Origin of the sequence: Halomonas sp. SSL-5 (assembly GCF_030708455.1) — a bacterium.
In the GTDB taxonomy this organism is placed as follows: domain Bacteria; phylum Pseudomonadota; class Gammaproteobacteria; order Pseudomonadales; family Halomonadaceae; genus Halomonas.
In genome coordinates, this window is the sequence record NZ_JAUYWF010000002.1 from 330,991 (window position 1) to 348,856 (window position 17,866).

Sequence of the window (17,866 nt, forward strand, 5' to 3'; positions counted from 1 at the left end):
CGCTCGCCGTTACGTTCCTTCGCGGGCCTCCTGCTCGAAGCCGCTCAGCACATTGGCCACGTTGACGCCGATCTCCTCCACCGCGTAGCCCCCCTCCATCAACACCAGGGTAGGCAGGCCCAGCGCCGCCAGGCGCCGCCCCATCTCGGAAAAGTCCTCGCTGGCGAGGGTGAAGGCGCTGATCGGGTCGCCCGCGAAGGTGTCCACCCCCAGCGAGACGATCAGCAGCTCGCAACCCGCCTCACGGATACGCTCCTTGGCCGCTTCCAGCACGTGGAACCACACCTCGACACCGGTGCCCTCCGGCAGCGGGTAGTTGACGGTATAGCCCGCCCCCTCGCCCTCGCCCACCTCGTCGGCATGGCCCATGAAGTAGGGAAAGCAGTTCATGGGGTCGCCATGGATCGACACGAACAGCACGTCGCTGCGCCGCTCGAAGATCTGCTGGGTGCCGTTGCCGTGGTGGAAGTCCACATCGAGGATCGCCACCCGCGACAGCCCGGCATCCAGCGCCCGCTGGGCGGCCACGGCGGCATTGTTGAAGAAGCAGTAGCCGCCGAACTGGTCGATGGCGGCGTGATGGCCCGGCGGGCGACACAGCCCGAAGGCCGGCTCACCGCTGGCCAGCACGTGGTCCAGCGCCGAGAGCGCCACGTCCTTGCTGGCCATGGCCGCCTCGAAGGTGCCCGGGCAAATCGAGGTGTCCGCCCCCAGGGCGTAGTGGCCCAGGCGCCCGTCGACGCAGCTGGGAATGCGCCGCCCCGGCATGGTCCGGGTAGGCCAGACCCAGGCGATCGCCTCGCCCTCCCGGCCCAGCGCCCGCCAGTCATCCCAGCAGTTCGCCAGGAAGTCGACATAATCGGCGTCGTGCACCGCCAGCACCGGCGCCAGGCCGTGCTCCGCGGGCTCGACCAGGTCCTGGAAGCCGGCATCGCGCAGGCCGGCCAGGATCATGTCGACCCGCTCCGGGCACTTCCAGGGCGGCACCAGTTGGCCGCCGTCGAGTTCGGTCTTCGCGCGGCGTGCCTTGGTGGTCTCGGAATGATAGATACGCATGGCGTGTCTCCTTGTTCGCGCCTCGAGCGCGTCAGCCCAGCAGCAGCGAGTCGTCGTCGACCTGCTCGCCGCGGGCCCGCTCGAAGAGCCTGAGCAGGTCGGGCACGCCGAGCCCCTCGCGCTCCTCGCCCTTGACGTCGAAGGCCACCTCGCCCTGGTCCATCATGATGGTGCGATGCCCCACGTCCAGGGCCTGTCGCATGCTGTGGGTGACCATCAGGGCGGTCAGGCGCTGTTCACGGATGATATCGGCGGAGAGCTCGAGCACGAAGCTGGCGATGCGCGGGTCGAGCGCCGCGGTATGCTCGTCCAGGAGCAGGATCTCCATGGGCTGCAGTGCCGCCATCAGCAGGCTGACCGCCTGGCGCTGGCCGCCGGAGAGCAGCCCGATGCTGTCGTGGAGGCGATCCTCCAGCCCCAGGCCCAGGCGCGCCAGGTTGTCACGCAGGCGGCCGCGCAGGCTGGCGTCGAGTGCCCGCCCCAGGCGCCGACGCCGCCCGCGGGCGAAGGCCAGGGCCATGTTCTCCTCGAGGGTCAGGGTGCTGCAGGTGCCGGCCAGCGGGTCCTGGTAGACCCGCGCCACCAGGTCGGCACGCTTGAAGGCCGCCAGGCGGGTAACGTCGCGCCCGCCGATCAGCACCCGCCCCGGCTGGGCGATGATCTCCCCGGCCAGCACGTTGAGCAGCGTCGACTTGCCCGCGCCGTTGCCGCCGATGACGGTGACGAACTCGCCCTCATCGATGGTCAGGTCGATCCCCTTGAGCACGTGGTTCTCGAGCGGCGTGCCGGGATTGAAGGTGACGTGGATATCCTGTAGCTCGATCATGCGCTACGCCTCCTGAGCTTGAGCCGCGGGAGCACCAGCGCGAAGCCGACCAGCAGGGCGGTGACCAGGTTGAGGTCCTGGGCCTTGAGGCCGATGAAGTCGGCGTTGAGCGCCACCGCCACCATCAGGCGATAGAGGATGGAACCGAAGATGCAGGCCAGGGTGGCCACCAGGATGGTGCGGCCCGGGATCAGCGACTGGCCACCGATCACCGCCGCCAGGCCCACCACGATGGTGCCCACGCCCATGGTCACGTCGGCACTGCCCTGGCTCTGGGCGAACAGCGCGCCCCCCAGCGCCACCAGGGCGTTGGAGAGCGCCATGCCGGAGAGCACCATCACCGAGGTATTGATGCCATTGCCCGAGGCCATGCGCGCGTTCTCGCCGGTGGCCCGCATGGCCAGGCCCACCTCGCTGTTGAGGAAGCGGTTGAGCAGCGCGGTGACCACCGCCAGGCCGGCGAGGATCGCCAGCGGAAAGACGATGTAGCGGCTGACCGGCAGCGACTCCAGCGGCGTGAAGATGGTGTCGTCGGTCAACAGCGCGATATTGGGTCGACCCATCACCCGCAGGTTGATCGAGTAGAGCGCGATCATCGACAGGATCGATGCCAGCAGGTTGAGGATCTTGAGCTTCACCGCCATCCAGGCGGTAACCGTCCCGGCCATGGCACCGGCAATCACCGCCAGGGCGGTGCCCACCCAGGGGTTGCCACCACCCACGATCCACACCGCCGCCACGGCGGCGCCCAGCGGGAAGCTGCCATCGACGGTGAGGTCGGGGAAGTCCAGAACGCGGAAGGAGAGATAGACGCCGAGCGCCACGAAACCGAAGATGAGGCCAAGCTCGATGGCCCCCAGAAAGGCGATAAGACTCATGAAGGCTTCCAAGCGCGAGAAGCAATCCGGGGAGGGTCGCCCCTCCCCGGTTCATTCTCGTCGGGTTTATTCTGTTAGTCGAAGATCTCGACCGCTTGCTCCTCGAACTCGGCCGGGATCTCGTAGCCGATCTGCTCGGCGGCGCGGCGGTTGAGGATCAGCTCGAGCTTCTCGACGGTGCCCACCGGCAGGTCACCGGCCTGCTCGCCGCCCAGGATGCGCGCGATCATCTCGCCGGTCTGGCGCCCCATGTCGTAGTAGCTGAAGCCCAGCGAGGCCAGGGCGCCACGCTCGACGGAGGAGTTGTCGCCGGTGAACACCGGGATATCGGCGTCATAGCCGACCTTGAGCACGCTCTCCAGGGCCGAGACCACGGTGTTGTCCACCGGCACGTAGATGGCGTCGGCGCGACCGGCCAGGCTGCGCGCCGCGCCCATCACCTCGGAGGTACGCGAGGCGGTCACCTCGACCAGCTCGAAGCCGAGCTCGGGCGCCATCGCGTTGAGCTTCTCGGCCTGGGAGACGGAATTGGCCTCGCCGGGGTTGTAGATCACACCCAGCCGCTCGGCCTCGGGGAACATGTCGCGGATCAGCTGCAGCTGCGCCTGCAGGGGCGGCGCGTCCACCACGCCGGTGATATGGCCACCGGGGGCGTCCATGTCGCTCACCAGCTTGGCGATCAGCGGATCGGTGACGGCGGTGAAGACGATGGGGGTATCGTCCTGCAGCGCCGAGGCCGCGGCCTGGGCAGAGGGGGTGCTGATCGCCAGCACCAGGTCGGGGCGGTCGCCGGCGAACTTGCGGGCGATCTGGGCGGCGATGGAGGTGTCACCCTGGGCGTTCTGGAAGTCGACCTCGAGGTTGTCGCCCTCCACGTAGCCGCGCTCGGCGAGTTCATCCAGGGCGCCCTGGCGGCTGGCATCCAGGGCCGGGTGCTCAACGATCTGGGTGATGCCCAGGGTGACGGTCTCGGCCTGTGCCACCCCGGCCATCAGCATGGAGCCCAGCACCGCGGAGAGAATTCGACGCCGCATCATGGTGTTCCCTCTTCTTCTGTTGACGAGTTGTGCGCTTGATGAATTGTTGAAACGCCTCGGCAAGGCGAAGCCAGCACCTTAGCGTGGTTCACGCCTGCGGCCAATACGACTATCCAACGAACGGCCATGTGAGCGTCACCGGGCAGGCCGCAGAGAGGCACGCCGGCCCGCTGAGGGCGGAAGACGATGGAGAAACAAGGGGGAGACGAGGCAGGCTAAGGCCCCAGAATGGAGGCGGCCCCGACAGCCACATCCCGGCACACGCGTCCACCACTACCGTTGCTCCCTTCCGGGCCTGGCGGGGTTTGCGGTCTAGCGTTGCGGGAGGACCGACGGGGCCACCACAGCATGACATCTCGGGGATGCCGACTCGGCAGGTGTGACGTTTGCGATCAACGTCTTGCCGAGTGCGGCGGCACTATAACAGCGCCGCCGGGGGCAAGCAAGGAGGCGCGGCGGCTGAATCCGGGATGTCGGCCAACGCTGTGTGCTGTAGCATGAGGTCATCCCTTCCTTGCGTGATCATCTCTGTACGGTAACGTCAGGGAGGCTTTCCCCATCGCCAAACAAGGAGGCGCCACATGAAGAAGGATCCGAACAAGGGCTATATCGCCCTGCTGGGCTGGAGCCTGAACGCCGTCGAAGCCGCCGAGAACTTCGACCGACGCTACGTCGTGGTGGCGCCGGACTGGGCGGAGGAGTATTGCCAGAAGCATGACATCCCCTACGTGCCGTGGAACTTCGAGCGCCTGAACGACCGCTCCATGGAGATCGCCGAGACACTCAAGGAGATGGGTGTTGACGTGGCCATTCCCATGTTCGAGGAGACCGTGGAGTGGGCCGGCGCCATCAACTCGGTGCTGCTGGACAGCCCGCGTCTCTATGGCCAGTCGCTGCTGTTGCGCGACAAAGCGCTGATGAAGCGCCGCGCCCAGCTGGGCGGCATCCGTGTGGGCATCTTCGAGGAGGCCCACGACAAGGAAGACGTCATCCGCTTCCTCAAGCGGGTCAACCAGACCCTGCTCAAGCTCGACGGCGACCCCAACGACCCCATCCACCTCAAGGCGTTCGACAAGGCCGGCTGCCTGGGCCACCGGGTGATCCGCACCCCGGACGAGGTCGATACCATCCCCGACGAGGAGTTCCCGGTGCTGATGGAGTCGCACCTGGACGGCTGGGAATTCGCCGTGGAGGCGTGGATCCACAACGGCAAGATCGTCTTCCTCAACATCTCCGAGTACGTGACCCTGGGCTATTCGGTGTTCGTGCCCGCCTCGCCGGAGCTGGAAAAGTACCGCCCGCAGATCACCGCCCAGATCGAGAAGCTGATCAAGGCCTTCGATATCGAGTTCGGCCTGATCCACCCCGAGTACTTCGTCACCAATGACGGCGAGATGTACTTCGGCGAGGTGGCCTACCGTCCGCCGGGCTTCAAGGTCTTCGAACTGCTGGAGCGGGTCTACGGCTTCAATGCCTATCAGGCCTCGATGCTGGTATTCGACCCCAAGGCCACCGACGAGGAGGTCAAGGCCTTCTTCCCCAAGGAAGTGGTCGATGCCGACGGCTACGCCGGCTGCTTCGGGGTCTATCCGCGCCGCCGCGTGGTCAGCAAGCTGGAGATTCCCGAAGAGGTCGAGGACGACCCCTACTTCGAGTCCCACGAGCTCACCGCCCCCATGGAGGAGACCGTCACCAAGCGCACGGCCTTCGGCACCCACTGGGGCCTGATCTACTTCAAGGGTGACGAGGCGGCACGCATGAAGGAACTGCTCAGTAACATGGAAGAGCTTGATTTCTATGTCTGAGCTTGATCCCCATGTCCAAGCTTGATTTTCAGGCGAGATCTAGGCGTCATGTAAGACATGACAGCCGGACGACAAGGATTCAGCGTGACGACGCAAGAAGATAACCATCCGGGTGGCGGTGAAACGCCACCCGACGATGCCAAGCTGCGCGGCCTACTGGAAAAGCTCGACGAGGCTACCGCCCTGCTCGACACGGCGCGCGACTTCGCCAAGCCCGGCAAGCTGCCTCGGGTGCTGGATACGGCCCGCCGCGTGCTGCTCCAGGAGGGTGGCGCCGCGGCCATCGAGGCCCGCGCCCAGGTCCTCGAGCAGGCCGGCATCTTCGCCGGCTCCGACTGGGAGACCCCCCAGTACCTGCTGCCCACGCTGACCACCCACGCACTCAAGAGCGCCGACCCCAATACGGTGGTCATCGAGGCGCTGAGCGAATTGCGCCTGCTGACGGTGGCCAAGGGGGAGTACCTTCACCCCATGGTCTCCGCCGAGCAGGCACATCACTACATGACCCAGGTGATGGCCATTAACCTGTGGCTGCTGTTCGGCGCGCCCAGCGAGGCCGAGCGCGAGACCCAGGGGCGCCTGGCCAACATCCCCCGCCACCTGTTCCGTCACCTGGCCGAGCGCATCGGCTACGAGCATATCGTCGACAGCTTGATCGAGGAGATCTGGCGCATCCTGCAGCAGCGGCCCATCCAGGTGGAGCCGGTCAAGCAGATGATCACCCAGATCGCGCTGTGCCAGACCAACCCGAATATCGACCTGGGCGCCAGCGGCCAGGGCGCCGACCGCCTGGTCAGCTCGCTGTTCGGCCCCACCTGGGCCTGCCGCGAGGACCCGGGCATCGAGGCCTACCGCGAACGGCTTTCCAGCATGGACACCGCCGCCCTGCAGGGCGAGGCCACCGGTTTCGCCCGCGCCATGCACGATACCGGCCTGGTCTCGGCCTATCATCCGGTGCTGCTGCGTCACCTGCTGGACCACAGTGACCACCTGCTGGCCGAGGCGCTGGGGCTCTCCGCTACGGGCCGCGACTGCCTGCTCTGCTATCGCGAGCTGGTCTCGGCGCTAATCCGCGGCGGCGTGCACCCGGCCACGCCCCAGGCCGCCTATGGCCTGGCGCTGATGCTCGAGCGCGGCATTCTCTACCAGCCGCCGGTGGCCCCCGCCATGTGGCGCCAACTGGGGCTCTCCCTCTCGGAGTGGTCCCAGGCACGGCTCAACCTGGCCTTCGGCGAGGCGATCTCGCCCCGGGCCCGGCTGCTGGAGGGCGTGCTGTGCATGCTCGGCCAGCCACTGGGGGTGGGCCAGGGCAACAACCCCACCTGCCAGTCGGCCCGGGCGCTCTCCATGTGGGCCTACAACGACCCGGACTACCTGCTGCAGATGGTGGCCTGGGCGGCCCGCGACGACGAGATCATCATGCATTTCGAGGGCCAGCCGATCTCCTCCATGGCCAGCCTGTCGGGGGTGGCCCAGAGCCTGCCCATGGACCTCGACCCGGTATCGCTGATCGTGGTGCCTCACCTCGACCGCATCTACGCCGAGATGGGTCGACGCTGCATCGGCCGCGAGGGTGACCCCCACCGCTGGGTCAACCCCGAATTCCATGGCTGGTGGTCCGGGCGTGGCTTTCGCATCAACGTCGATGTGGCCTCGGGCCAGCTGCATGAGCTGGATGCCTTCCTGCGCCACTTCTATGCCAGCTACCACCCCTACTACAACGGCAACCAGCCGCTGATCCACCCTCAGCCCGCGGGCATTGCCGTTACCGACAGCGCCGCACGCTTCATCGGCTGGCACGCCATCACCGTGCTGCGGGTCAACCTCGACCCCTCCGACGTGATGCGGGTCTACTTCTTCAATCCCAACAACGACAGCGGCCAGGATTGGGGCGACGGCATCAAGGTCAGCACCGCCGGTCACGGCGAGCGTGCGGGAGAGGCATCGCTGCCCTTCGAGCAGTTCGCCTCGCGCCTCTACATCTTCCACTACGACCCGCTGGAGCGCGGCGAGCTGGCCGAGATCACCCAGGAGGAACTCGACCGGGTGATCGGCCATATCCACCGCAGTTGGGGCGCCGACCGCGTGCCCCCCACCGACCTGCAGGCCGACGAGGGCCTGTGATCCTGGAGGCCCACATCACATGCCCAGGCTAGATCAGCTGCTGCTGGAACAAGGCCTGGCCCGCTCCCGCACCCGCGCCCAGCGGCTGATCCGCCACGGCCGGGTGCGCCTCGCCGACTCGGGCCGGGTGCTAACCAAGCCGGGCGAGAAGCTGCCGGCGGAGACCCGGCTTGCGGTCGAGGAAGACCCCGAGGAGCGCTACGTCTCCCGGGCGGGACTCAAGCTCGAGGCGCTGATCGAGACGCTCGGCCTCGACCTGACGGGCCGGATGGTCCTCGACGTGGGCCAGTCCACCGGCGGCTTCAGCGACTGCGCCCTGCGCTATGGTGCCCGCCACGTGATCGGTGTGGAGGTGGGTCACGACCAGCTCGACCCCGGCCTGCGCGACGACCCGCGGGTCACCTGCCTGGAGGGGCTCAACGCCCGGGCCATGGCCGGCGATCCACGCCTGAGGGCGGCCTTCGAGGCTCAGGGCACCACGGGGCCGGAGCTCGCCGTGATGGATGTCTCCTTTATCTCCCAGACCCTGATCCTGCCCCAGTTGGCCGCCCTGCTGCCGGCGGGCGGCGAGCTCGCAAGCCTGGTCAAGCCCCAGTTCGAGGTGGGCCCCGGCGGGGTCAACGCCCGCGGCTTGGTCACCGATGCCGCCCGCCACAAAGAGGTGGAAGCCAAGATCCGCGACTGCTGCACCGAGCTCGACCTCGTCATCCGCCACTGGCAGGAGAGCCCGCTGCTGGGTGGCGACGGCAACCGCGAGTTCCTGCTCCACGCCGTGCGCGGCTGAGAGCTACGCGCCCCCTCCCGGGCAACTCCCCGGGCCACCCGAGACAACGGCCTCAGCGCCCGCCATCGCCTCCCCCACCGTCGGCATCACCGGTCCCGATATCGCCCGGATCGCCCTGGGCGCCCGGTGCCGGATGGAGCTCCGCCAGCGCGTCGGCACCGCGACTCTCCACCCGGCGCTCGAGCCCATCGCTGGCGCGGTGGAGCCGGACGTCGAGCTGATTGAAGGCGATCTCGACGCCATGGTCGGCAAACAGCTCGCCGACCCGGCAGTTGATCTCGTCGGTGGCGAAGAGCCGGTCCCCCAGGCTGTTGACGAAGATGCGCAGCTCGAAGTCGAGGGTGCTGGCGCCGTAGGTCATGAAGAACACCTGGGGCTCGGGGTCGGCCAGCACCCGGGCATTCTCGTCGGCGGCCTGGCGCAGCAGGCGGTGCACCAGGCGATGGTCGGACCCATAGGCCACGCCGTAGGTGAGCACCACCCGGGTTACGGTATCCGAGAGCGACCAGTTGATCAGCTGGTCGGTGACGAAGGTCTTGTTGGGGATGATGATCTCCTTGCGGTCGAAGTCGGTGACCGTGGTGGCACGGATGCGGATGCGGCTCACCGTGCCGGTGAGGTTGCCCAGGGTCACGGTGTCCCCGATGCGCACCGGCCGCTCGAAGAGGATGATCAGCCCCGAGACGAAGTTGGCGAAGATCTCCTGCAGGCCGAAGCCCAGGCCCACCCCCAGCGCCGCCACCAGCCACTGCAGCTTGTCCCAGGAGACCCCCAGGGTGCCCAGCGAGGCGACCAGGCCGGTGCCGACGATGGTGTAGGAGAGCAGCGAGGTGATGGCGTAGGCGCTGCCCTGCTTGAGCTCCAGCCGCGACAGCACGCTGACCTCCAGCAGGCCCGGCAGGTTGCGCGCCATCATCAGGGTCAGGGCGATGATCAGCAGTGCCGCGAACAGGTCGGCCACCGACAGCGCATCGCTGACCAGGTCGTCTCCCCCGCCACCCCAGAGCGCCACCCCCTCCAGATAGCCCAGCACGGTGAGCAGGTCGGCCCATACCAGGTAGAACAGCAGCACGAAACCGATCAGCAGGATCAGCTTGGAGAGCCGCAGCGACTGCTGGTTGATCTGCTCCATGTCCAGCGGCGGCTCTTCGACGATCTCCGGCCCACCGTCGGCGCTCTCTTTGCCCTCGGCACGGCGCCGCGTCAGGGCACGCCGAAACGCCAGGCGCCTCGCCGCCACGGCCAGGCCCCGTACCACCGACGCTTCCACCAGGATCCATAGCCCCAGCAGGTAGAGGGTGATGACGAAGCGACCGATCAGGCTCAGGGCGGTGTACTCGAAGCCGCTGACGATCAGGCCGATCAGCACCAGCGGCACACACGCCATCGCCAGGCCCAGCGCCAGGCGGAACAGCCTGACCCCGAAGAACGGCGTGTGGGCGAGGATCAGCCTGGCCAGCAGCACGCTCATGGCCAGCAACCCGAGCAGCAGCAGGGTCAGCGCGAGCGGACGATGATTCAGGCCGAACTCGGACTCGCGGGCCAGGATCGCGATGCCCAGCACCGGAATCAGGGCGAGCCCCAGCCAGCCGAGTAGCCGCCGCAGGCGCGCCACGTAGTCCGCCGGCCAATGGAAGTGCTGGGTGGCCACGCCATCCGAGGCCAGCAGGCGCCGCGACCACGCCACCACGCCCCATGCCAGGGAGAGCTGCACCCCGGCTAGGCCCAGCGCATCGGCGAGGGCATCGCCACCGGCGAACAGTGCCAGGCTCGCCGCCGCCAGCAGCAGCGGGCCCGGCGCCGCCAGCAACGCATTGAGCAGTATCGCCAGCGGCGTATGCCGCTGGCTATCGCTGCGCAGGCGTCCGATCTGCTCGTGCAGGCGGGCGAGGCACACCCGGATACGCCGGCGCTTCCAGAGCAGGGCAGCCGCCAGCAGCAGCGGCGGCAATCCCGCCAGGGCGCCCGCCGAGGGCAGCTGCCAGGTGGTGGGCAGTACCTGGCGCCACTCGCCCTCGCGCCACTCCAGGGCGAGGTTCTCGGGTAGCTGACGCAGCCAGGCCAGGCCCAGCGGCCGCGTATTGGCGACCCAGAACAGCTGCTCATCGATGGTGGCACGCAGGCCACGCGAGGTCTCAAGCAACTGCTGCTGGTTGAGCTGTAGCTCGATGGCCGAGCTGAGCAGGCTGCCGTAGGTCTGCTCGAGCCGATCGACCAGTTCGCGGCGCGACTGGTAGAGCCGCTGCAGGGAGTCGACCAGCCCGGGGTTGCTCTCCACGCCCGCCTCCGCCAGGCGCTGGTTGGCCATGCGCTCGCCCTCGCGCAGCTGGTCGCGCTGGCGTGCCAGGTCGAACTGGCGCAGCCGCAGGTCGGCGATCTCGTCCTGCAGGTCGCGATGCGCGCCCACCTGGGGCAGTGCACGGCGCTGTTCCCGAAGGATGCGCGCCAGCAGGGTCGAGCCACGAATCGCCTCGATCTGTTCGTTGAGGCTGCGCTCCAGCTGGCGCACCTGATCGAGCTTGCTGCGCACGGCGAGGCCCTCGCGCACCAGGGCGTTGCTGCGATCATTGGCACGCAGCAGCTCCTGACTGAGGGTGCGATTGATCTGCTGGGCGCTCTCCAGCACCGGATGCCCCTGCTGGAGCAGGGGGTCATCCCGGACCGCATCGGCGATGGCCTGTTCGGAGGCCAGGCGTCGCTTGCGCTCGATGACATCCTGCAGCAGCGCAAGCTCCGCCTCCTGGCGCACCTGCTGCCGCGCCAGCAGTTCCTGACGCCGCTGGTCCAGCTCGCGCAGGCGGGTATTGGTACCCAGCTCACGCTGGTGATAAAGCAGCTGTGCCTCGGCCAGGGCCCGCGCCACCTGCCGCCGCCAACGCATGGGATCGTCCGCGGCTACATCGTTGACATCCAGTTCGTCGAGGTTCCGTCGCGCCTGTTCCAGCCGGCGCATGGCGTCGGCGATGGCCTGCTGGGCGCGCTCCGGCAGGGTCTGGGCGGTCAGCAGCTGCGCATTGACCTCGGCGAGGCGATCCTGAAGGCGCTGCAGCTCCACCACCGCTTCCTGCTGACGGGCTTCCAGCTCGTCCAGGCTCAGCTCATCGAGTTCGGTGGCGGAGACGCGGGTGGCCGCCCCCTCGTTCTCCAGCTCGCGCTCCAGGCGCAGCAGCTCCTGGGGCGCCTGCTCCACCCGGGTCTCGAGGGCCTCACGACGCTGCTCGACCTCGGCCAGGGCATCGAGGTCGGCCAGGGTCTGGGTGAGAAGCTCGATGGCGGCCTGATCCTGGCTCGAGACGGCCTCCTCGCCGCCACTCTCCTCCAGCTCGGCCAGCCGCGCCTCCACGTCGGCGCGCTCGGGCAGCGGCGCCTGCTGGGCCAGGGCCGGCAGCACCAGCACCAGGGCCAGACACACCAGCCCCCATCGCCAGCAAGGCGCTGGGCGCCACCCGAAAACAGCGGCTATACCGCCTGCCCATCTGCTCACGACGCTCTCCTGTGGGTTTTCCCTGGCCATCGATTCTCCGCCCACGCCCGCGGCATGGCAATCGCCGGACGGCCCGATGGTTGACTTGCCTCGCCGGCGTGGTAGAAGGAAGATCCCATCCCGCACCCGGACCCCCGCCATGCGCCTGCCGATACGCACCGCTGCCCTCGCCGCCCTCTCCCTGCTCGCCGCCGGCATGGCCCAGGCCGAACCCGCCGAGACCGAGCGGGCCGCCCTCGAGGCACGCCTCGCCGAGCTGCGCAGCGAGGCCGCCGCGCTACAGGCACAGCTCGAGGCCCTGGAGCCGGCGCCCGGCGATGCCACGGCGCGCTCCAAAGAGTTCCCCGGGGAGTTCAGCTGGCCGCTCGCCCCGGGTGACGTCGCCGTGGTCGAGGCCGCCGGGCGGCGCCAGCTGGAACAGGCCTCCAACCGCAACCCCTATGCCATCACCGCCTACCGGCGCAACTATCTGTTTCCGCTCACCTACAACCGCAGCCCCAACCATCCGGCCTATGCCGACCTGACCGGCCAGGAGCGCATGGAACGCAGCGAGCTGAAGTTCCAGTTCAGCGCCAAGGTCGCCCTCGCCGAAGGGCTGTTCGGCAACGCCGGGGACCTGTATTTCGCCTATACCCAGCGCAGCTGGTGGCAGGCCTACAACACCGACGACTCCTCGCCCTTCCGCGAGACCAACTACGAGCCCGAGATTTTCCTCAATTTCGACAATGACTGGCAGCTGCTGGGCTGGGCCAATATCCGCAATCGCGTGGCCATCAACCACCAGTCCAACGGCCGCTCCAACGAGCTGTCGCGCAGCTGGAACCGCCTCTATCTGGAGACGATCTTCCAGCGCGGCGACTGGGCGGTGAGCCTGGCCCCCCACTACCGCCTGCCAGAAACCACTGGCGATGACGACAACCCCGACATCGAGCGCTTCATGGGCTACGGCGACGTGACACTGGCCCGGCGCTTCGGCGACAACGAGCTCAGCCTGATGGTGCGCGGCAACCCCGGGGCGGGACACATGGGGGGGCAGTTCGACTACTCCTGGCCGCTCTTCGACAGCAAGGTGCGCGCCCATGTGCAGTATTACCACGGCTACGGCGAGAGCCTGATCGACTACGACCACAACACCCAGCGCCTGAGCCTGGGCTTCAGCCTCAACCCGCTGTTCTCTCCCAGCAGCGGCCTGCTGCGCTAACCCTGGCCGGTGTCAGGCATCGGTGGCATGGACGCTGTCAAGCCGCGCCCCGACTGCTATGCTGGCCCTGTCACTCACCGTCACAGGAAGACTGCCATGGCGAATCGCACCCAGGAATCAACCGCGCAGCTCAAGGAAGACCTGCAGCACCTAAGCCAGACCATCGAGGAGCTGGTCAGCGCCACCGCCGACGACTCGCGCGGCAACATCAAGGAGCTGCGTGAACGCGCCGAGAAGCGCCTCAAGGACACCCGCGAGCGTCTCGAGTCCCGCGGCGAGCGCCTCTATGGGGAAGCCCGCGAGACCCTCGACCATCAGGTCGACGCCTGTGATCGCTACGTCCGCGACAACCCCTGGACCAGCATCGGCATCGGCGCCGGCGTAGGGGTCGTGATCGGCATGCTTATCGGGCGCCGCTGATGTCATCCAGCCAGGGACCGGCTCAGCGAGTCTTCACCGCCGGCAGGCGCCTGTTGGGCAGCCTGCTGGCCACCGGCGAGACGCGCCTGCGTCTCGCCGTGCTGGAGCTGGAAGAGGAACGCGCCCGCCTGGTGGGCATGCTGCTGCTCGCCGGGCTGGCACTGATCCTGCTGCTGCTCGGCATCGCGGTACTCACCACCCTGGTGATCGTGGCCTTCTGGGACAGCTACCGGCTGACCGCCATCGCCGTCAGCGCCGGCGTACTGCTCGGTGGCGGCGCGCTGCTCTGTCTGCGGGTCATGCAGCTGGCGCGCCGGCGCACCCTGCTGGCCAGCACCCTCAAGCACCTCGCCACCGACCGCGAGCTGGTGGAGCACGACCGTCGGGAGGCCCGCCATGACGACTAGCCGCCGCCCCCGCCGCGCCGACACCAAGGCCGAGCTGGAGGCGAAAATCGAGCAGCAGCGCGTGGATATCCTGGTGGCGGCGAGCCGCTGGCGCAGCGCCACTCGGCCCATCGATGACGGCTGGCGCACCCTGATGCGCTTCAAGGCGCCCCTCTACGCCGCCGGCGGCCTGCTCCTGCTCCGCCTCGGCCGGCATCCGGGACGCCTGCTGCGTCTCGGCCGCCGCGCCGCCGCCGGTGCCCTGGTGGTCAACCGCGCCCGCCGCCTGCTGCGCTGAGGCCCTACTACCCGGTCGCCTCCCGGGGCAAGGCAGGTACTTCCCGCGCCCACGCCGGCGGCTCTCCCTCCCGCAGAATCAGCGTGACCAGCGCATGGCCGCGGGCCGCCCAGTGCTCGGCGGCATCCCGCATCAGCGCCAGGAAGGCGGCCATGGCGGGCGCATCGGCGGGGGCGGCGGGCACCACCACCACCAGGGCCCGCCGAGTCTCCCACTCCAGCTCCGTCAGGCAGTCCCAGGCGGCGTCCCAGTTGCGCCCGAAATAGTCGGGAAATCCCAGGCTCTCGGCCAGGCCATCGAGCAGTGCCTCACGGCTCCAGCATGGCGGAGCGGCCATACGACGCCAGTCGAGCCCTGCAGCGCCGCTGACTGCCGCGTCCCGTGCGTTATGCCACGCCTCGGCCCGCGAGGCCTCCAGGCAGTACACGCCGGCATGGGCGGGATCGCTCAGGAAGCGTGCCAGGGTGTCACGCGGGGAAAGCGGACTCATCGCCGATCCTCCAGCACCCGGAACGAATCATAGTGGTCATCGGTGTAGTAGAAGATCTCGGGAGGATCGCCACCGGTCACGAGGCGGCGAGCCCCACGGTGGGACAGCCCCGGCGTCTCCACGGTGTACTCGCGATAGTAGCCCCGCGATTGCTGCGGCAACCGCCCCTCGCGGTTGAAGAAGGTGGTGCCGTCCTGGGAGTGGGGGAAGGGGCCGCCGCGCTCGATCAACCGCAGGGTCGCGTCGATCTGCGCCTGCCCCGGCAGCCGCTGCTCCACGGCGGGGGGCTCCCCGCCGCCACGCCACTCCAGCGCCCCCTCGAACCAGGAGAGGCCCGCCAGGGCCAGCAGCGCCACCCACAACACTCTCTTCATCACGGCCTCATTGCCCAGCCAAACGGCTTTCATGATGCCGCGCGGAGCCCGCCACCGCCAGCGTACCCGCCTGAACGCCTGGGCAGGGGGGCCGGCCTGGGGTAAGGTGCCAACAGCAGCACCCCTGCCCACCGCTACCCGATTCTGCCCGAGGAGCCACCCATGACGCTCGCCATCACACTGCACGTCCTCGCCGCCGTGATCTGGGTCGGCGGCATGTTCTTCGCCTGGGTCGTGCTGCGCCCGGTGGCCGCCGGCCAGCTGGAGCCACCCGCTCGCCTGACCCTGTGGCACGGCGTGTTCGCGCGTTTCTTCCCCTGGGTGTGGGCCGCCGCGGCAATCCTGCTGGCCACCGGCCTGTGGATGCTCTTCGCGGTGTTCGGTGGCATGGCCGGGGCCCGCTGGCACATTCACCTGATGCTGGCGCTGGGTCTGGCCATGATGGCCATCTATCTTCACCTGTGGTTCGTGCCCTGGCAGCGCCTGCAGCGCGCCGTGGCGGCCGAGGCCTGGCCGGAAGGCGGCCAGCAGCTGGCCAGCATCCGCCGCCTGGTGGGCCTCAACCTGATCCTCGGCCTGCTGACCAGCGCCATCGCCGCCGGCGGCCGCTATCTGGCCTGAGGCCTCGTCGCCCCCTCTGTCACGTCATAGATCTGTCACATGGCCACGGCAATCGCCTGGTATCATCGACTTACCTTCACTTTCTGACTCGGGAGATGCGTCTTGCGCATGCTGGCCCTCTACAGCATCAAGGGCGGCGTCGGCAAGACCGCCTCGGCGGTCAACCTGGCCGCCGAGGCGGCCGCCGACGGGCAGCGCGTGCTGCTCTGGGACCTCGATCCTCAGGCGGCTACCACCTTCTATCTGCGCGCCAAGCCCAAGGTGCGCGGCGGTGTCGCCCGGCTGGTCAAGGGCAAGGCCGCCTACGACAAGGTGATCCGCGCCACCCAGGTCGACAACCTCGACCTGCTGCCGGCGGCGCTGGCCTCACGCGAGCTGGACCATCTGCTGGCCGAGCAGCACGAGAACCAGCTCAGGCGCATCCTCAAGCCGATTCGCGATGACTACGACCTGGTGATCCTGGACTGCCCGCCCAGCCTCTCGACCCTCTCCGAGAGCGTCTTCGCCAGCGTCGACGCGCTGTTGGTGCCCATCGTGCCCACGGTGCTGTCGCTGCGCACCCTGGAACAGCTGCGTGGCTTCCTGGACGAGCGGGATATTCCTTGCCCGGTATGGCCCTTCGTCACCCTGGCCGACCGTCGCCGCACCCTGCACCGCGAGGTCATCGACTCGCTGCCGGAGCGCTGGCCGCTGCGCCTCTCGCACACCATCCCCAGCGCCAGCGTGGTCGAACGCATGGGGCTCGAACGCGCCCCGCTGCGCAGCTTCGCGCCGCGCACCGCCGCCGCCCAGGCCTACCGCCAGCTATGGGGAGAGGTCGCCCAGCGCCTGGGCTGAGCGACGCCTGTTTTTCGGCTTTCGGCTTTCGAACAACGCGCCTACAGGTTCTGGCCGCAGGCCACCCCGCTCGCCCACGCCCACTGGAAGTTGTGGCCACCCAGCTCTCCGGTCACGTCCAGCACCTCACCGATGAAGCGCAGCTGGGGCAGCCCCGCCACCGCGAAGTCCCGGGACGACAGCGCCCGGGTATCCACGCCGCCCAGGGTCACCTCCGCGGTGCGCCACCCCTCGGTGCCGGCGGGCTTGAGCCGCCAGCGATTGAGCGCCTCGGCCCAGGCCTCAAGGCGATCATTGCCGCACTCGGCCAACACCCCGTCGTTGCCCTGCCACGCCACCAGCGCCTGGGCCAGGCGCCTGGGCAGGCGCTCGCCAAGCCAGGTGGAGAGGCGCCGCCTGGGGGTCTCGGCGCGGGCGTCGCACAGCGCCGCGAAGGCATCTTCACCGGGCAGCAGATCGATGACGATCTCGTCGCCGGGTTGCCAGTGACTCGATATCTGCAGCATGGCCGGACCGGAGAGCCCGCGGTGAGTGAACAGCATGGGCTCTCGGTAACGCCCGTCTCGGCAGCGGGCCTCCACGTCGCAGCTGACCCCGGCCAGCGCCTCGGCACGCGCCTTCCAGTGTGACGTCAGGGTGAAGGGCACCAGTGCCGGGCGCATGTCGGTCACCGCCAGCCCGAACTGACGGGCGATCTCATGGCCGAAGCCGCTGGCCCCCATGGTGGGGATCGACAGGCCGCCGCAGGCCACCACCAGGGCGCCGGCATCGAGCGTGCCGGCGGACGTCGCCAGGCGGACGCCCTCCCCCCGTCGCTCCACCGCGTCGATGCGCGTCTTCAGGCGGATCTCCACCCCCGCCCACTCGCACTCGGTAAGCAGCACGCGCACGATCTCCTTGCTGGAATCGGCGCAGAACAGCTGCCCCGGGGCCTTCTCGACGTACTCGACGGCGTGGCGTTCCACCAGCTCGACGAAGTGCTCGGGGCGGTAGCGCTTGAGGGCCGAGATGCAGAAATGCGGGTTGCCGGAGAAGAAATTGGCCGGTGTAGAGTTGAGGTTGGTGAAATTGCAGCGCCCACCCCCGGACATCAGGATCTTCTTGCCGGCCCTGTTGGCATGGTCCACCACCAGCACCCGCCGCCCGGCATAGCCGGCGGTAAGCGCGCACATCAGGCCGGCGGCGCCGGCGCCGATCACCACCACATCGTATGTCACTCTCGAGCCCTCCCGGCTATTGCCTGTA

The 17,866-nt window shown here is 68.5% G+C and carries 17 protein-coding genes and 1 other RNA gene; 9 read left to right on the top strand and 9 right to left on the bottom strand.

Annotation, left to right across the window (positions count from 1 at the left end):
• Positions 1–9 precede the first annotated feature (9 nt).
• The 5 genes from RAN53_RS03410 to ffs all read right to left on the bottom strand — a co-directional run bounded on the left by RAN53_RS03410 (position 10) and on the right by ffs (position 4,132).
• Entirely contained in the window at positions 10–1,056 is a 1,047-nt protein-coding gene (locus tag RAN53_RS03410) for a histone deacetylase family protein (protein WP_305795408.1), read from the bottom strand.
• Between the two features lie 31 nt (positions 1,057–1,087).
• Complete coding sequence (locus RAN53_RS03415; protein ID WP_305795409.1) at positions 1,088–1,882, bottom strand: ABC transporter ATP-binding protein; 795 nt, start codon at positions 1,880–1,882, stop codon at positions 1,088–1,090.
• A complete protein-coding gene (locus RAN53_RS03420) occupies positions 1,879–2,760 on the bottom strand; it encodes an ABC transporter permease (protein ID WP_305795410.1) in 882 nt (293 codons plus the stop codon). The genes RAN53_RS03415 and RAN53_RS03420 overlap by 4 nt, the downstream gene beginning before the upstream one ends.
• A gap of 74 nt (positions 2,761–2,834) precedes the next feature.
• Positions 2,835–3,797, bottom strand: a complete 963-nt coding sequence (locus RAN53_RS03425) for an ABC transporter substrate-binding protein (RefSeq protein ID WP_305795411.1) — start codon at positions 3,795–3,797, stop codon at positions 2,835–2,837.
• A 238-nt stretch (positions 3,798–4,035) separates the two neighbouring features.
• An RNA gene (gene ffs / locus RAN53_RS03430) (signal recognition particle sRNA small type) lies at positions 4,036–4,132 on the bottom strand.
• 246 nt (positions 4,133–4,378) lie between these two features.
• On the opposite strand from ffs, the gene RAN53_RS03435 reads away from it, so the two are divergent.
• The 3 genes from RAN53_RS03435 to RAN53_RS03445 all read left to right on the top strand — a co-directional run bounded on the left by RAN53_RS03435 (position 4,379) and on the right by RAN53_RS03445 (position 8,510).
• Positions 4,379–5,602 carry an ATP-grasp domain-containing protein gene (locus tag RAN53_RS03435; RefSeq protein WP_305795412.1) on the top strand — a complete coding sequence of 408 codons (1,224 nt, stop codon included), beginning with the start codon at positions 4,379–4,381 and terminating at the stop codon, positions 5,600–5,602.
• Positions 5,603–5,686: 84 nt separating this feature from the next.
• Positions 5,687–7,726, top strand: a complete 2,040-nt coding sequence (locus tag RAN53_RS03440) for a hypothetical protein (protein ID WP_305795413.1) — start codon at positions 5,687–5,689, stop codon at positions 7,724–7,726.
• Between the two features lie 19 nt (positions 7,727–7,745).
• Positions 7,746–8,510 (top strand): TlyA family RNA methyltransferase, encoded by a 765-nt coding sequence (locus tag RAN53_RS03445; RefSeq protein WP_305795414.1) that lies wholly within the window; start codon positions 7,746–7,748, stop codon positions 8,508–8,510.
• 52 nt (positions 8,511–8,562) lie between these two features.
• Here RAN53_RS03445 and mscK read toward each other — a convergent pair whose 3' ends face one another.
• Positions 8,563–11,922, bottom strand: coding sequence for a mechanosensitive channel MscK (mscK, locus tag RAN53_RS03450; protein ID WP_305795415.1), 3,360 nt, complete (start codon positions 11,920–11,922; stop codon positions 8,563–8,565).
• A gap of 211 nt (positions 11,923–12,133) precedes the next feature.
• On the opposite strand from mscK, the gene RAN53_RS03455 reads away from it, so the two are divergent.
• The 4 genes from RAN53_RS03455 to RAN53_RS03470 all read left to right on the top strand — a co-directional run bounded on the left by RAN53_RS03455 (position 12,134) and on the right by RAN53_RS03470 (position 14,299).
• The gene (locus RAN53_RS03455; RefSeq protein WP_305795416.1) at positions 12,134–13,195 is read left to right on the top strand and encodes a phospholipase A; all 1,062 of its coding nucleotides are present in this window, start codon (positions 12,134–12,136) and stop codon (positions 13,193–13,195) included.
• A gap of 96 nt (positions 13,196–13,291) precedes the next feature.
• Positions 13,292–13,615 (top strand): DUF883 family protein, encoded by a 324-nt coding sequence (locus RAN53_RS03460; RefSeq protein WP_305795417.1) that lies wholly within the window; start codon positions 13,292–13,294, stop codon positions 13,613–13,615.
• The gene (locus RAN53_RS03465; protein WP_305795418.1) at positions 13,615–14,022 is read left to right on the top strand and encodes a phage holin family protein; all 408 of its coding nucleotides are present in this window, start codon (positions 13,615–13,617) and stop codon (positions 14,020–14,022) included. The genes RAN53_RS03460 and RAN53_RS03465 overlap by 1 nt, the downstream gene beginning before the upstream one ends.
• Positions 14,012–14,299 (top strand): YqjK family protein, encoded by a 288-nt coding sequence (locus RAN53_RS03470; protein ID WP_305795419.1) that lies wholly within the window; start codon positions 14,012–14,014, stop codon positions 14,297–14,299. Before RAN53_RS03465 ends, RAN53_RS03470 begins: the two co-directional genes overlap by 11 nt.
• Positions 14,300–14,306: 7 nt before the next feature.
• Here RAN53_RS03470 and RAN53_RS03475 read toward each other — a convergent pair whose 3' ends face one another.
• Together RAN53_RS03475 and RAN53_RS03480 are read right to left on the bottom strand one after the other, a co-directional pair.
• Positions 14,307–14,789 (bottom strand): barstar family protein, encoded by a 483-nt coding sequence (locus tag RAN53_RS03475; RefSeq protein ID WP_305795420.1) that lies wholly within the window; start codon positions 14,787–14,789, stop codon positions 14,307–14,309.
• Positions 14,786–15,163 (bottom strand): ribonuclease domain-containing protein, encoded by a 378-nt coding sequence (locus tag RAN53_RS03480; RefSeq protein WP_305795421.1) that lies wholly within the window; start codon positions 15,161–15,163, stop codon positions 14,786–14,788. The genes RAN53_RS03475 and RAN53_RS03480 overlap by 4 nt, the downstream gene beginning before the upstream one ends.
• Positions 15,164–15,325: 162 nt before the next feature.
• On the opposite strand from RAN53_RS03480, the gene RAN53_RS03485 reads away from it, so the two are divergent.
• Positions 15,326–15,784, top strand: a complete 459-nt coding sequence (locus RAN53_RS03485) for a CopD family protein (RefSeq protein ID WP_305795422.1) — start codon at positions 15,326–15,328, stop codon at positions 15,782–15,784.
• Positions 15,785–15,886: 102 nt separating this feature from the next.
• Positions 15,887–16,621: a ParA family protein gene (locus RAN53_RS03490; RefSeq protein ID WP_305795423.1), complete on the top strand. Its 735-nt coding sequence runs from the start codon at positions 15,887–15,889 to the stop codon at positions 16,619–16,621.
• Between the two features lie 41 nt (positions 16,622–16,662).
• Here RAN53_RS03490 and RAN53_RS03495 read toward each other — a convergent pair whose 3' ends face one another.
• A complete protein-coding gene (locus RAN53_RS03495; RefSeq protein ID WP_305795424.1) occupies positions 16,663–17,838 on the bottom strand; it encodes an NAD(P)/FAD-dependent oxidoreductase in 1,176 nt (391 codons plus the stop codon).
• Positions 17,839–17,866 lie beyond the last annotated feature (28 nt).